The sequence below is a fragment of the Pseudoalteromonas sp. SWYJ118 genome (assembly GCF_015864505.1).
Lineage (GTDB): Bacteria > Pseudomonadota > Gammaproteobacteria > Enterobacterales > Alteromonadaceae > Pseudoalteromonas > Pseudoalteromonas arctica.
The window spans coordinates 554,656-570,253 of sequence record NZ_JADYXC010000001.1 but is presented as its reverse complement, the minus strand read 5'-3'; the positions used below and the strand labels follow the sequence as shown (position 1 = coordinate 570,253).

Genomic DNA, 15,598 nt, shown 5'->3' with positions numbered 1-15,598 from the left:
AATAAAAGGAGACCTGTCGTAATCAAACCAATACACATAAAAAAACCCGTATTTAGCTAAGCTAGATACGGGTTCTTATAAACATTTTAATTATTTTAGTTTAGCTTTTAAGCTAAGTGCTTCCTCTTGAACTTCTTCAGGACCTTTGTTAATGACATCCTCAATAACTTTAAGCGCAGAATCAAAATCATCAATTTCAATATAAGCACGCGCTAAATCAAGTTTAGCTGAGTAGCCACCACTTTCAGCATCAACATCCGTTGGGTTATCACCTGCAAGTAATGCATCAAACTCACTCAAACCGACATCCATATTAACGTCGGTGTAAGGTTCGTGTTCAAGTTCAGCGTCGTCACTTTCTTCTAATAATGAATCAATATCTACAAATTCGTCATTATCAAGTTGCTCAACATCACTACCTTCAACAAGTGACTCTTTTGTAGTTAATGAATCATCTGTCTCTAAGTCTTCTTTTAGCAAGCTGTCAAAGTCAACATCAAATTCACTGCTGTCATCAACACTTAAGTCTTCAGGCTCTGCTAACTCACTAAGTAATGAATCAAAATCAGTTTGCGTCAAATTCGACATAAACTCTTCATCAAGTTCGTCGTCAGAGCTAATATCAGTGCTACCCACTTCATCTAAGCTTGTTAACTGTGCTTCGCGCTCTGCATTTGTTTGCTCTTGCGATTCGTCTGATAACTCATCAGTTAGCGCTTGCTCTAAACTATCTTCGTCAAATTCAGCATCTAATTCAGAAAAATCATTTTCAATTAAAATCTCATCATCAAAATCATTTTCTAAACTATCTAAATCAGCATCTGCCATAAGTGCGTTTGCTAAATCTTGCTCAGCTTGGCTGGAAGCGACTCCCGGTGCCTCACCATCTAAATCATCCCCTTGTAATTCTTCAGGGGTAAATGGCAACTCACTTTCTAATGTTTCTTGAACTTCATCAAGGTTAAGAGGTTTGATGTCATCTTCAATACTTGGTGGTTCAACAGAATCAACCTCATTATTAATTTCTTGAAGTAAATCATCATCAAGCGACTCATCTTCAATCTCCGTTTCAGTTTCTAATTCAGAGAAGTCATTATCAATTAATAGTTCATCATCAAAATCATCTTCTAAACTATCTAAATCACCATCTGCCATAAGCGCATTTGCGAGATCTTTCTCTGTTTGACTAAGTGCTACTGCATTTTCATCACCCGATGCATCTCCTTTAAGCTCTTGCGGCTCAAACGAAGGCTCATTCTCTAATAATGATTGATCATCGTCTAATTCAAGTTCAGGATATTCATCCAACTCTTCACTTGGCGTTACAAGCTCGCTATCAAGCTGCTCTTCAATTTCAGTAAGATCTGAGTCATCGTCGCCCGCTAGCGGATCGTCACCAAGATCAACTTCTATTTCTTCAAGATCATCATCAAGCTCATCTAAAGACCAATCAGGTGTTTCTATATAGTCGTCATCAGTGGCCTGTTGTAGCTCACTTAAAAGCTCATCAACGCTCTTTAAAGTATCATCTGTGTATTCTTCAAGTGCATCTTCAGGATCAAGAAGCGACTCTGATGTGTCTGAAAAATCATCAACCGTTACATCTATAAGTTCTGGCTCTTCTTCAAGCTTAGGCTCTTCTGCAAGCTCAGGCTCTTCTACAAGTTCTGGTTCTTCTTCAAGCTCTGGCTCTTCTTCAAGCTCTGGCTCTTCTAAAGGCTCAAGTTCTTCTTCAAGCTCAGGCTCTTCTTCAAGCTCTGGCTCTTCTTCAAGCTCTGGCTCTTCTTCAAGCTCTGGCTCTTCTTCAAGCTCTGGCTCTTCTTCAAGCTCTGGCTCTTCTTCAAGCTCTGGCTCTTCTAAAGGCTCAAGTTCTTCTGAAAGCTCTGGCTCTTCTTCAAGCTCTGGCTCTTCTTCAAGCTCTGGCTCTTCTTCAAGCTCCGGCTCTTCTTCAAGCTCCGGCTCTTCTTCAAGCTCTGGCTCTTCTTTAAGCTCAGGCTCTTCTTCAAGCTCAGGTTCTTCTTCAAGCTCAGGTTCTTCTGCAAGTTCAGGCTCATCGTCAAGCTCGGGTTCTTCATTTAATGATGAAGCAAGCGACTCAATATCATCAACATTTAATTCTTCTTGAGCATCTGCTAAATCCTCAACTGAGTCTGCTAATGCATTATCAATTTCTGAATCTCTTACATCTGAATTTTTTAGTTCATCATCAATTAGGTTATCTATGTCGTCTAAATCAAAATCATCGCTTTGTTCAACTAATGAATCATCTACAGTATCTACTGCAGCCTCATCAATTAAGCTATCTATGTCGTCTAAATCAAAGTCGTCACTTTCCTCAACTAATGAATCATTTGCAGTATCCACTGCTGCCTCATCAATTAGGTTATCTATGTCGTCTAAATCAAAGTCATCACTTTCCTCAACTAATGAATCATTTGCAGTATCAACTGCTGCCTCATCAATTAAGCTATCTATGTCGTCTAAATCAAAGTCGTCACTTTCCTCAACTAATGAATCATTTGCAGTATCAACTGCTGCCTCATCAATTAGGTTATCTATGTCGTCTAAATCAAAGTCATCACTTTCCTCAACTAATGAATCATCTGCAGTGTCAACCGCTGCTTCATCAATTAAGCTATCTATGTCATCTAAATCAAAATCGTCGCTTTCCTCAACTAATGAATCATCTGCAGTGTCAACCGCTGCTTCATCAATTAAGCTATCTATGTCATCTAAATCAAAATCGTCGCTTTCTTCTAGAAGTTCATCTTCGTCGAGTAACTCTGCATCAATTGAGTCATCTACCACATCACTTTTTGGGTCATTCGCTTCATCAATTAAGCTATCTATATCGTCTAAATCAAAGTCGTCGCTTGTATCAAGTTCAGCTGAAGTGTTATTTGAGGTATCTAATTCTGTTGATGTTTGATCTAATAATTCATCTATATCAAAATTATCATCATCTGCAAGCTCCTCACTTAAAGCCGCCATTTCATCATGAGACTCTAAGCTATCATCCTCTAAAGCTTCGCTTGTTTGCTGTGCATCAAACTCAGGTAGACTATCGTCTTCATCAAACAAGCTATCTAAATCGTCATTAGTTAGAATTTCATCATTGTTTATTGAGTCATCAGATAAGTCTAAATCAATATCTTCAGCGTTTTCATCTGAAGGTTGATCAAACCCTTGCTGCATAAAAATATCGAGTTCATCATCGTCATCGGTATTTTCATCATCAAAAACAATGTCATCACTTAGTAGACTTTCAAGCTCATCCTGATCGAGTAAATTCTCACCACCTGAAAAATCATCTAGGCCGTCATCTAAATCATCATCAGGCAACATATCATTTTCGAGATTATCATCAAGTTGAACACTCAAGTCATCTAAAGGGTCGGGTACAATTGGATCGTCATTTAAACTTGGGCCTAAATCATCATCGCCAGTGTAAATTGGGGTTTGTGGTAAAAAGTCATCATCGTTTTGTGGCTCTTCTTGATTACTTGCTCGTTTGCGTAAAAACATAACAATTGCAAAAATAATCAGTAGCCCAGGAATAAACATTAATAAACCCAGCACTATCGGATTTGAAAATAATGAGCTTAAATCAAACGATTCTTTTGGTACTATCTCTTGTTTTTTTTGCTGTGCAATAATCTCGTTTTGCTTAACAATTAGTTCTTTTAATTGATTTTGAATTTCACTGTCTTGTCCTAACTGTAAGCGTAAGTTTTCGAGTTCGTTTGAAATACCTGATAATTGTTTTTTAAGATTATTATTCTCAACTAAAATTTCTTCTACATTGCTTACAGAATTTTTAAATTGTTGTTGTAACTCAACCAGCTTAGTACTTTGCTCTGTTTTTATTTCATTTAATTCTTTCTGTATCTCTTTTTTGGCATCATCTACGTCGACTTTACGAGCTTGGGTTACTTTTGTTTGTGCTGAGGTAATTTCGCTTTGCGTAAGTGTGCCATTTTTTTTCTTTTCCCATAATGCATCATCTTGCTCTGAGCGTTGTTTTGCAAGCTGTGTATTTACACCTTTTATTTCGGCTAAAGTAGGGATTTTTAAATAGGCACCATTTTGAATATGATTAAGATTTTGTTCTAAAAATGAGTTGGGGTTTTTGTTATACAAGGCCTGCATAACTTGATAAATGCTGACGGAGTTATCTGGGCGCACTTTAGCCGCTATACGCCAAAGTGTGTCTGTTGGTTTAATTGGCCCAATAGATCGCCCTTGCGCACCATAGTCAACGCCTTTAGGCCCCTTTAATTGGGTACTGTCTTGAGAGTAAACTGGCGTTACTATCAATGCAGACGCTAATATAATAAGTGTAACTAAACCGCGCATGCTGATCCTTTAATATTTAAATATTAACAAAACACTTAAAGCTTAAGTGCATAAATATTGTTGATTATTGCTGTTATCAGCCAAATGACTGACTCGCATTTATTATTACAATCTATTTTTATTGCAAGCTCTATTCCAATTACAAACTATAAACCAGTTAAGGCTTAATATCCATCGCAACACCTTGAAAATAAATGCCTTAAAACATCTTTATAAATATTAATTTATTGAGTGTTATCAATCAGTTTTTATACTTTCAAAAATAAACGGCAAAAAATTGACAAGCTCTATAAACAAAAAGCGGCAAACAAATAATGTTTACCGCTTCGAAAGTGTGTTCAGCGCTATTAACTATTACATGTAATTAGCAATAAGCTCTTCTGCAATTTGAATACTGTTAGTTGCAGCACCTTTGCGAGTGTTATCACTTACAACCCACATGTTTAATCCATGAGGATGAGAAATATCAGCACGTAATCGGCCTATATAAACAGTATCGTTACCACTAGCGTCAGAAACTGCTGTAGGGTAATCACCTTCATCATCAATTAGCTCGACACCAGGCGCGTCTTTTAAAAGTTGCTTAACGTGTTCAAAGTCATAAGGCATGCGCGTTTCAATATTAATTGATTCTGAGTGACCAAAAAACACGGGAACACGTACACATGTAGGATTTACTGCAATAGTGGTATCACCCAAAATTTTATGAGTTTCATTTACCATTTTCATTTCTTCGCGTGTATAGCCATTATCCTCAAAGCTATCAATTTGAGGAATAACGTTAAATGCAATTTGCTTCGGAAATACTTTATTATCCATAGGGCGTGCATTCATCAAGTTAGCTGTTTGCTTTGCAAGTTCATCAACCGCTTCTTTACCTGCGCCCGATACAGCTTGGTAAGTAGATACGTTAATACGGTCTATTCCGTAAGCATCATAAATTGGTTTAAGTGCTAACATCATCTGAATAGTTGAACAGTTAGGGTTAGCAATAATATTACGATTCCTAAAATCAGCTAGGCTTGAAGCATTAACTTCTGGCACCACTAGTGGGATTTCAAAATCATTTCTAAAGTGCGATGTATTATCGATTACAATACAGCCGGCATCAGCAGCAATAGGAGCATATTTTTCAGATACACTACCACCAGCAGAAAACAAACCTATATGCGCTTGGCTAAAATCAAAGCCTTCAACGTCAAGTACTTCAATGGTCTCACCACGAAACTTTATGTCTTCACCTGCGCTGCGGCTGCTCGCAAGTAAAAAAAGCTGATCTACAGGAAACTTACGATCTGCTAGCGTTTCAATGATTTGACGGCCTACTAAACCAGTAGCGCCAAGTACGGCGACGTTATATTTTTGCGACATATTTCTTCCTCTATAAACGACATTAAAACAACATCGTTAGTTAAATAATTATTTAGCTATGCTAAAGCCAAGTTGACTAAGTGCTGCTAGTTGTGGGCTATCACCTTGTAGGAATAAGGTGCTAAATTCTCGCCTTACCGGATAGTTTTTACGTAAACTATCAAAGCCCTCACCTTCTAAATGACGAAGTAAAATTCCGTCATCGCGGCGTACGTCATAAATTAAATGCACCAAACGGGCAATATCTTGCTCGCTTAGGCTTTGCGTAACAGTTGCATTTGTAATAACAGGTATTGGTAAAAAATCATCCAACGATTTACTCACTTCTACACCTTTTAGGTCACACAATTTTTGATACAACATTTGTGTACCTCGTGCTTTCCCCTCAAGTGTATGCCCTGCGATATGCACACTGGCATAACGCACATGCTCTAGTAATTCAGTTAGAATATTGGGCTCTTTTTCCCATACATCAAGTACTATATCTAAATCAGCCCCAGCTTCCATTACCTCAAGCAATGCTTGGTTATCAATTACATCGCCTCGGCTTGCATTAATTAGCGTGGTTCCTGGTTTAAGTGCTTGTAATCGCTCTTTATTCATCATGTGCAGCGTTTTGTGCTCGCCACTTTTAATAAGTGGAACATGAAAAGTAACAACATCTGATTGCGCTAATAACTCATCAAGCGCTACATGCTCTTGTAGTAAGCCCTGTTCGTGCTTAATTGGATCGCATAACAGTACGTCGACATTTAATACTTTTAATTTTTGCGACAAACACGTGCCAATGTTACCCATTCCTACAATACCAATTGTTTGACCACACAATGGGCGCGCATTTTCTTGGCTTAATGCAAATAAACTACTAATTACATATTCAGCTACAGCGACGGCATTACAACCAGGAGCACTGGTAAAAGCAATATTTCTATCATGTAGTAATTGCGTATCAATATGGTCAATGCCAATTGTGGCAGTGCCCACAAAGCTCAGCTTGTTAGCTTGTGCCAATAGTTCATGATTAACATTAGTCACTGAACGAGTAAGGAGTACATCTACATTTATTAATTGTTCAGGCATTAATTTACGACCATCAAAACGCTCAACCTCACCAAAGTCTGCAAAGTACTGCTCAACTAAAGGCATATTTTGATCGGCAAGAATTTTCATCACTGAGTCCGTTTGGCAATTAAGTGGCGCCATTGTAACGAACAACCAAGCCTTTACACAAACTAAAAAGGCGCATTTTAGCTGATACAAATACTTAAAAGTGGTTATGTTGATTGTTTTAAATCAGCAATTTAAATTAGGGATTTAAATTATGTGGATAATAATTTTACTATTGAATATATAAAGGCCGAATCACAGCATGATTCGGCCTTTATTATGAAAAATAAACGTCAATTACATTGAATTTTATTTACTTGATTTTAGTTTATAGCTCAAAATCTTTTTTGAATTTCAAACCAAATTCACTGCGGTCATTACTACGCATTACACCAACAAAACCTGATTGTTGTAGGCGACCAACATCGTAAACTTCGTTTAGAACGTTTTCACCATACAGTGTAACTTCCATATCGCCATATGGATTAGTGTACGAAATATTAAAACCAACTAGTTCACGAGAATCAATGGTCTCACTTTGGTTGTAAACTGATTGACCTTGCATTTCACTGCGATACGAATAATTAGCATTAAACGCAAGTGTTGCGCCACTCTCTAAATCCATAAAGTAAGAAGGTGCAACCATGACAGTCCAGCGTGGTGTCAGTGCTGGTGAATCGCCTTTACCTATGCCTTGTACACCCTCAGCCACTTCTGTTATTTCAGAATCTAAATAACCAACTGCACTACGAATAGTAAAGTCATCGGTAATAGCAACAGTTGTTTCAAGCTCAATACCTTGCGCTTTAGATTGACCTGCATTTTCTACAATTGTTACAAAGCCACCACCCGCTGTTGGATCTGAAAACGGCAATGCTAAATCGGTGTAATCAGTCACAAATACCGCAAGCATCATAGATACATTTTCGTGTACTTGGCCTTTTAAGCCCATTTCGTAGTTAATCGCTTTTGTTTCGTCAAACGATACAAATTGATCTGGTCCACCAAATGGACGCGGTGGAAAACCACCTGTTTGATAGCCTTTTTGAATCTGGCCATAAACATTCATATTATTGCTAAGCTGATAAGATGCATTTACATCCCACGTAACCGCATCAAAATCTGCACTTACATATTTACGAGTTGGAAATGATGGGAATATAGCATTTGCATCTTTTTCATCTTTTGAATAACGAAGGCCACCACCTACCGTTAAATCGTCAGTTAAATCGTAGCTAGCATTTATATATGCTGCATACGAATTAGTTTCTTGGTTAATTTCAAATTCGCCGTAACCGCCAAATGATTCTGTTACACCATCATTCAACAAGCCATTAGGTGTATTAAATGGGCTAAATACGAACGGGCCTGAACGTGTAAAGCCATCTTCATTAAAAAAGTAAAGACCAGATACAAAGTCCATATTATCGAATGTTGCATTTAGCTGAACTTCAAATGAGTACTGATCAGCACCGCCTTCCTCTGGAAACTCAGACAAGTTTAAAGGTGATGCATCATCATCTAGGCCACCTTCATACTCAGATGTACGGTAGCTTGAGATAAACTTAGTGGTATAAGTATCGTTAATTGCCCAATCGGCTGAAAACGATGTGCCCCAACCTGAGTAAGAGGTAGATTCAATACCCGCAACAGTTGTGCCTAAATCATCAGGGTCTGATGGAATTAAATCTTGAGTCAATAATGGGAAGTCGCCATTAAAAACATCATTTGAGTCTAGTGGGTCTGTCAATTCAATTGTATAAGGCGATTGGCCAGATTCGTTATCAACACCATCTAAAGAAAAAGTGAATGCTAAGTCGGTATTTGCTTGCCATTTAAGTGCAACACGACCACTAAATTCTTCTTCTTCACCAATTTCTTTTTCTGGGTTTGCTAAATTAACAGCTTCGCCCACACCATCACGTGTTTTGTACGATGCACTTGCAGACATACTTACATCATCTGTTAGTGAGTTATTAAAATAAACATCACCGGCAATACGTCCACGACTTCCCAGCTTAGCTGTAGTAGTAACAATCCCTTCATCACCAGGTTGCTTTGTAATTACATTTACAGCGCCCCCTAATGTATTACGACCATATAAAGTACCTTGCGGGCCACGAAGCACTTCAACACGCTCAACATTAGGTAATGATAAGTTAGAACCCATTTGACGACCTAAGTACACACCATCAAGATACACACCCACACCCGGATCGGTAGTTATTATGTGATCTTGCAAACCTATACCGCGGATAAATACAGACGCATGCGCAGAATTGCCCACGCCATAGCGGGTAATATTTAAATTTGGAACATATTTACCAATATCTTCTAGGTTACTCATATTGGCTTTATCAATTAGGTTAGCGCCAATTGAAGTGATAGCGGTTGGAGATTCAAACAGGCTCTCTGTACGTTTACGAGCTGTGACTTCTATCTTTTCAAATGCGTCTTGTTTAGCTGTTTTTTTAGTTTCTTCGGCGTTTACAGAGGTAGTGAGTGCAGCAAAAATTGCTAGACTTAGCTGTGAGAGGTTACGTAATTTCAAAATATTCTCCAAAGGATACCGTGTGATTTAGTTATGCATTTATACTTAAGAGTATAAATTTCAGGCATAAAAAAAGATGCGTAATGCATCTTTCCTCTGGATGGGTATTATATGACAGAATTGTGAAGAAATGTATAAATTATTTGAATAAATGTATAAAGAATAAAAGCAATTTAGACATTGTTAGCTTTAGGTGGATTATCATAAATAAAGAACATTAATATCAACCTCACTAAAAAGCTGTTTTAAAACAAAAAACCGCATAAATACAATTTTAAAAAGCACATAAAACGTACTTTACGCATGTACTTTAGTGTATAAAAAAAGAGCTACAACACATTCTCCTATCATTGAAATTAACTAAAAATAAGAATATAGTACTAAAATGTAGTCTATGGATAGAATATTATGAATATTGAAAACACAGCTGATAAAAGCCTCAAATGCTTCACAAATCCAAATTACACTTCACTTTTTTGTGTTGCAGCTGACTTCAACGTTTTACTTGTTAATTATCAAGCTTTAAACGTCATTACCAATTATGAACTTATTAATCAATTCATGCTAAAAAATGGTCACCAAGGACTGGTAATTTTTGATGTCCCAAAAGACTGCGATGTACTAGCATTAAAAGAGTGGCCAAATTTAAAAGGATTGTTTTACGAAGGCACTGACGAAGTACTACTTCAACAAGGATTAGAAGCCATTGAACAAGGAAAGTTATGGTTCCCTCGTGCAGTAACCGATGATTGGATGAGGCAAATGCTAGCGAGTGAACAACAAACTACGCTGCAATCAAACAACTTAACCTGCAAAGAAATGAAAGTATTAAACTTATTATTTTCTGGCTTACATTCAAGTGCAATTGCCGACACTTTATTTATAAGTGAAGCTACTGTTCGCGTTCACCTACACAAGGTTTACCAAAAAATTGCTGTAAAAAATAAGCAACAAGCATTACTTTGGTGTCAAAAAAACTTAAATAGAATTAATAGTTAAGTGGGCTTATTTGAAACCTTATTATGTCAGAATATTCACCGGCAGCTTGCCTTTCAAAATCATTTAGCTGAATTTTTAAAGGTAATAAGTAAACGGTTTGCCCTGAATATGAGAATTTATGTTGTGATACGTTATTTAGTTCAAGCCAACTTCCTGCCAGATCTAGACTGTAATTAATTGCATATTTATCTCTATAGAGACTGTGTATTAATTTACCATTATTATCTGAACTTACAGATAATTGAATATCTGAATTAGTAACAACTTGTAAACTAGGTAACATAGTGTATTCCTTACCCGGTATTAGCTCTCCCAAATTAATAGTATTTGAAAATGTATTATACCCAAGTACAGAAAGACTTGTTCTAGGCACAATATTTTCTTGAATGCTATATTCTCGTTCATCTAACAACTTGCTCCCCTGATCGTATAATTTCATTTGGAGTCTATCTGTATAGACACCAGCTTTAATCGGTGTTCCTGATGGTATTAGTAATGACAATATCGTCGAAGAATTAGTAAAGCTCAACTTTAAAGTTGATGTGCTAACTAACTGACTCTGTATACTTTGCATTTGGTACGGAACACTTTGAAATTGCCCTTTTAACTGAGCTTGGTTCTCACTTGTAATCACGAGCTGTAATTGACAACTCTCATCATTAATAACGCTTATACGTAACTCTTTCTTAGAGTCTATTTGCTGTAAGGCATGGTAGCTTTCAAAATCATCATAAATATGTTCAACCTTATCGAACCTAGCAGCACATTGCGCATGAATTAAAGGCGTAAAAATAAATAGTGCTAAACCACCCAATAATAAACTTACTTTTTTATTGTACATAAATAGCTCCTTTGCGCTGTAATTGTTCACCTTCAGATACTTCAATCGTAAAATGTGACTTTTCTGCATTCTTAAGTGTAATTTCATAATTACAGGCGGTTAAACCTGTTAATGCAAATCGTCCTTTTTTATTCGTAAAAAATGTATGCTCTTTCTTACTACTATTATCTAAACAAATAGCCGTTCCAACCTGTAACGATAGTGGCTTTTTTTGTTGGTCGTACAGCGTTGCAATGACTGATATGTTAGTGGCAGTCCCTATTGTAATTGCATGACCCGTTCGATAAGGTGAATAAAGAGTAATAATACCAGAACCTATATCATACCCTGGCGCTAAGTTATCAATATCGACTGCAACGTTGGTTGAGGCGTATGAACTTATATCGTTCAATAAAATAGTCTCGAAGTCTTCATTATCTGCCCTATATTCATCTTCATATTGCCCCAATATAACTTTTTTTCCTTTAAGGCTAGAGTGAGGTTTTACTAAAGCGAAGCTATCGTATATGGGTTTCCCAACAGCCCAACTATTATCTGCAAATGCTATACTTGACGCCAAGCTTAATCGGCTCTGATGGTAAGCTGAGTCCTCATTAAATTGCTCGTAAAAACTCCCATGATCAAAGTTCATAACAAAACGATTCGCGTTATATTGAGTATTTAGATCAAAAATAGCTTCATTTTGATCATTTTTTTCAAGCCCAGCTCTTATGTTCAAAGCTCCAACATAGCGCTGATTACTATCTTGAGAGAATTCTAAACGTGTTTTTTCACGCCTAGATTGATGAGATAATTTAGCCCGTCGAGTATTAGAAAACTTATAAGTGACAGACAACCTTACATCCCATTGACTTTCTTCAGCGAGACCCTCCCACTGCCCACCTAAACTATATCTCCATTGGCTATTATCGATCTCACCAGAAAGACTAACCCCAATTGATTTATCAAATTGAGCTTCATCATATGACCTTGATAAGCTTGTAAAAAAAGATGTTTGCGTATTATCGCCCCAAAAAAAACTATAATTAGCCTGAATATAATGCTCTCTTAAGCGAGAACTAGATTGAGAATCAGGCCGATAACCAAGGCCTGTAAAATATCTTGATGAGTATTCATAACCCACCGTAATGTCAGTGTTATTATCACTATGATTTCTATAGTTACTATAAACAATGCGATAAGCATGGCCTGTTTTTTCATTGAAACTTATCGCATTTTCAAACGCAATCTGTCCAATTTTAGCTGCATAAATATTTTTAAAACCAACCTGCTGAGAATACTCATCACCCTGTACTGCCGCACCAGCTGTCCAGCTAGGTGTAATGCCATAATCAAGATAAAAGCTGGCTAGTGGCTCGTCGTAATCATAATCTAGCTCACTACCTAAGCGTGAAGGAACGCCTAAATGAAACTCATATTCAAGTTGCCCTTGAGCAAAAAGATCTAAACCTGTCGTTACGTCAAAATCAACAAAACGCACAACTCCTGCTATATCAGTGATCCTCAAAGTAATATTATTGCTTCCTTCATTAAGGGGAATATCATCAAGAGAATATATACCTGCGGCTAAATTAAGTTTTTGTACTATCCGCTCGCCAACTAACACCTCTACAGAGGATGGACTCTCTAAGGTAAAGCTACGAGAAGCACTGGGTCTGATAGGTCTGTCAGAAACTAGCGAAAAATCATGTGAAAGCGACAAACCTAGTACCCGTGCTGTTGATTGAAAATAACTACCTGAGCTATAATTATCACCGACTGATATACGTAACCCACTAAGCGGTAGGTCATGTATTATACGAGTACCTAAGCGCCTAATATTTGATGAGGTAGGAGCTACTTCAGATAAATACTCCACTTCGTTTTCTAAAACCCAGCCTTCCCAGCTCACTACCATTTCAGAGCGAATAGCTAAGAGCTCATCTGTTGTGTCCTCGCCTTTATCTTGCTGATAAAAATAGCTTGAATAAGCATTAACAAATCCACTTAGTTTAGCGGGTTCCGATGCTGTTAAATTCCTTGAATCAGATTTTAAACTTAGCTGTTGAGGGCGAGTCAGTGTAAGAGGTACTGATATTTCTAAGCTAAAATCACTCATATCGAATGAAATATTATATCCAAATGACTCTAATGCTTTTGTATCAATGACATTCTTATTAACTTTAGACTCTAAAGAATCAAAATCTTCTGAAAATAAAAGTCGTTCGAATGACACTTTAATTTCACTCCATTTGAGTGATAAATTATCATTTGGGTCAACTGCAAGAGTTAATTTACCAATAGCATTTTTATTCAGTTCTGCTTCAACGCTGAGTTCGATGGTTCTTTTAGACGGGTTAATTTTTGAATAACATAATTGAGTAAAGCTCAATAAAAATATGCATAATAAAACTCGCATAACTAGCGAGCCAGCACTAAACGTAGATGATTTAAACTTCCTTCCTGTAAAGATTGTGGCATAGGGACTTTTATGACACTGGTGCTATAAGGAGCAAAAAAAACATCGTATCCGTTTGCTTTTAATTGATCTTTTAAAATTCGATCGCTCAGGGTTTTATTTTTAGTGATTTTTATTTCATAATCACTTAATCGTCCTGCCCCTTTTCCTTCATTTAATACTTCAGTGACGATAAAGCCATCCTCAACATGAGGCTCTTTTATAGTCAGTTTAGGAACTAATCGAGGTTGATCCAAATGAACAATTAAATTTATATTTAACAACATCGTAAGTTGTGACTGTTTATTTATAGACTGGTTTGCAATGGGCTGCTCAATCAAACTAACTTGATAGCTTTTATCTGTACTAGGAAGTTTTTTATCTAACCATCTAAATTGCAACTGCTGGCTTTGCCCTGGTTGCAAAAATAGCGATGGAGGAAAAACCCACAATGGAGAGTCATCTAAAGAAATTAATTTAGGCGTGCCTTGAGAAAAGTCAATTTCGTAAATTTGGATATCAAAAGCAATGTCTCTTGGTAACTGATTGTGAACCAAGCTAGAAGCGTTACTTGAACGACTATCAGGGGAGAAAGTAACCACCATAGGCGTTACTTCTACACCAAAGGTCGGTGCAATTACAATTACATATATAAAAAAGTAACTGCATATCCGCAACATTAAAAATTGACCTCAAGATCACTGCTTGCTGCATTAAATTTTGTTGGAATTTTTATTGAGACCTCACGGCTAGATTTTGGTAATAAAATTTTTCCAGTCAATGCTTTACTCAATTCAGCACCTTCTAATAATAGCTCTTGATCATCGCCTTTAATAAGCCACTGTGCCTGCGATAAGCGAATATATTTATTGCCTGTATTTTCTAGTAAAACACTCCATATTCCTGTATCAGCTTGACGTTTATCTTTAACAACTAACTTAGCCACTGCACCTTTAGGGATTACATTAAATAGAGTCCTGAAGCTGACTGACATGCCTATACCTGACTGCCCCGTTTTCTCTAAATCAACAGACACCTGATCAATAGCTATTCGATATGCTTTTGAGCTTTCTAACATTGGCTCACCAATATATCTAACAATTACCGATTGACTTTCCCCGGGAGGAATAATTGTGGTCATAGGAATAATTAAAAAGTCTTCTTCATTGGCTTTTAATACTTCATCGCCTTGAGTATTAATTGACAAATCAAAAGCAGATATTTCGATAGTTAAAGGGCTGTCTGAAGGGTTTGATATGCGAATGGTTTGTTGCGATTGGCTACCTGATGATTCAAGCTCAGCAACCATTGGCTTTACTTGAAAAGCCTGTGATGAGTATGAAGTAAGTAAAAAAATAATTAAAAATAGATAGCGCATATAGAGTCCCTCCCGCTAAAGTAAAAGGCAGTAGTTACTGCCTTTTATAATATGATTAGTTAGCTGTAATTGCCAACATTAGCGTATCTGCGTAAGTACCGGCATAGACAGGCTCTTGAGTCACAGTTAATAAAATATTACCCGCAACCCCTCCGGCAGCTAGCGTTGGCGAACCAGACTGACTTTGTGATTCTGTCTGATCATTTTGGCCATTCTCAGCTGAAAGTGTGAAATTAAATGCGTCAGCAGTTAACATTGCTGTATAACCAACACCTTGATTTTCTTGATCAGCATTCTGTAAGTGCCCTTCAGATGTTGTTAATGACATAGTCGCACCATCGGCATCATTGCATTGCAAATCAAAGCCTACGTTTTTAGTCGCACCATTTGTTAATGTTTGGAAGAATTGTGTAGTGTTAATGTTGCTCACCCCACAAATCGATGACACTGCACCACCTACATTTAGATTTTCAGCAAATGCTGCGCCAGATGTTAGAGTTGCGATTGCTGATAACACGATTAACTTTTTCATTTTAATATTCCTTATCCATGTGACAT

The 15,598-nt window shown here is 37.1% G+C and carries 10 protein-coding genes; 1 reads left to right on the top strand and 9 read right to left on the bottom strand.

Annotated features, from left to right (window positions below; genetic code table 11):
* Positions 1-90: 90 nt before the first annotated feature.
* The 4 genes from I6F48_RS02665 to I6F48_RS02650 all read right to left on the bottom strand — a co-directional run bounded on the left by I6F48_RS02665 (position 91) and on the right by I6F48_RS02650 (position 9,385).
* Positions 91-4,356, bottom strand: a complete 4,266-nt coding sequence (locus tag I6F48_RS02665) for a FimV/HubP family polar landmark protein (protein WP_197118720.1) — start codon at positions 4,354-4,356, stop codon at positions 91-93.
* Positions 4,357-4,710: 354 nt separating this feature from the next.
* Positions 4,711-5,727 carry an aspartate-semialdehyde dehydrogenase gene (locus I6F48_RS02660; RefSeq protein WP_007586655.1) on the bottom strand — a complete coding sequence of 339 codons (1,017 nt, stop codon included), beginning with the start codon at positions 5,725-5,727 and terminating at the stop codon, positions 4,711-4,713.
* Between the two features lie 48 nt (positions 5,728-5,775).
* A complete protein-coding gene (locus tag I6F48_RS02655; RefSeq protein WP_197118719.1) occupies positions 5,776-6,897 on the bottom strand; it encodes a 4-phosphoerythronate dehydrogenase in 1,122 nt (373 codons plus the stop codon).
* A gap of 265 nt (positions 6,898-7,162) precedes the next feature.
* Positions 7,163-9,385 (bottom strand): TonB-dependent receptor, encoded by a 2,223-nt coding sequence (locus tag I6F48_RS02650; protein WP_197118718.1) that lies wholly within the window; start codon positions 9,383-9,385, stop codon positions 7,163-7,165.
* A gap of 408 nt (positions 9,386-9,793) precedes the next feature.
* Between I6F48_RS02650 and I6F48_RS02645 the strand changes: the two genes are divergently transcribed.
* The gene (locus I6F48_RS02645; RefSeq protein WP_010553852.1) at positions 9,794-10,384 is read left to right on the top strand and encodes a LuxR C-terminal-related transcriptional regulator; all 591 of its coding nucleotides are present in this window, start codon (positions 9,794-9,796) and stop codon (positions 10,382-10,384) included.
* On the opposite strand, the gene I6F48_RS02640 is transcribed toward I6F48_RS02645, so the two are convergent.
* The 5 genes from I6F48_RS02640 to I6F48_RS02620 all read right to left on the bottom strand — a co-directional run bounded on the left by I6F48_RS02640 (position 10,374) and on the right by I6F48_RS02620 (position 15,572).
* On the bottom strand, positions 10,374-11,225 hold the full coding sequence (locus I6F48_RS02640; protein WP_024594058.1) for a hypothetical protein: 852 nt from the start codon (positions 11,223-11,225) through the stop codon (positions 10,374-10,376). The two genes, I6F48_RS02645 and I6F48_RS02640, sit on opposite strands and share 11 nt — an antisense overlap.
* Positions 11,215-13,623, bottom strand: a complete 2,409-nt coding sequence (locus I6F48_RS02635; protein ID WP_197118717.1) for a fimbria/pilus outer membrane usher protein — start codon at positions 13,621-13,623, stop codon at positions 11,215-11,217. Before I6F48_RS02635 ends, I6F48_RS02640 begins: the two co-directional genes overlap by 11 nt.
* A 2-nt stretch (positions 13,624-13,625) precedes the next feature.
* A complete protein-coding gene (locus I6F48_RS02630) occupies positions 13,626-14,267 on the bottom strand; it encodes a hypothetical protein (protein WP_231615168.1) in 642 nt (213 codons plus the stop codon).
* Positions 14,268-14,341: 74 nt separating this feature from the next.
* Positions 14,342-15,040 carry a fimbrial biogenesis chaperone gene (locus I6F48_RS02625; protein WP_197118715.1) on the bottom strand — a complete coding sequence of 233 codons (699 nt, stop codon included), beginning with the start codon at positions 15,038-15,040 and terminating at the stop codon, positions 14,342-14,344.
* A 55-nt stretch (positions 15,041-15,095) separates the two neighbouring features.
* Positions 15,096-15,572 carry a hypothetical protein gene (locus I6F48_RS02620; protein WP_197118714.1) on the bottom strand — a complete coding sequence of 159 codons (477 nt, stop codon included), beginning with the start codon at positions 15,570-15,572 and terminating at the stop codon, positions 15,096-15,098.
* Positions 15,573-15,598: the final 26 nt, after the last annotated feature.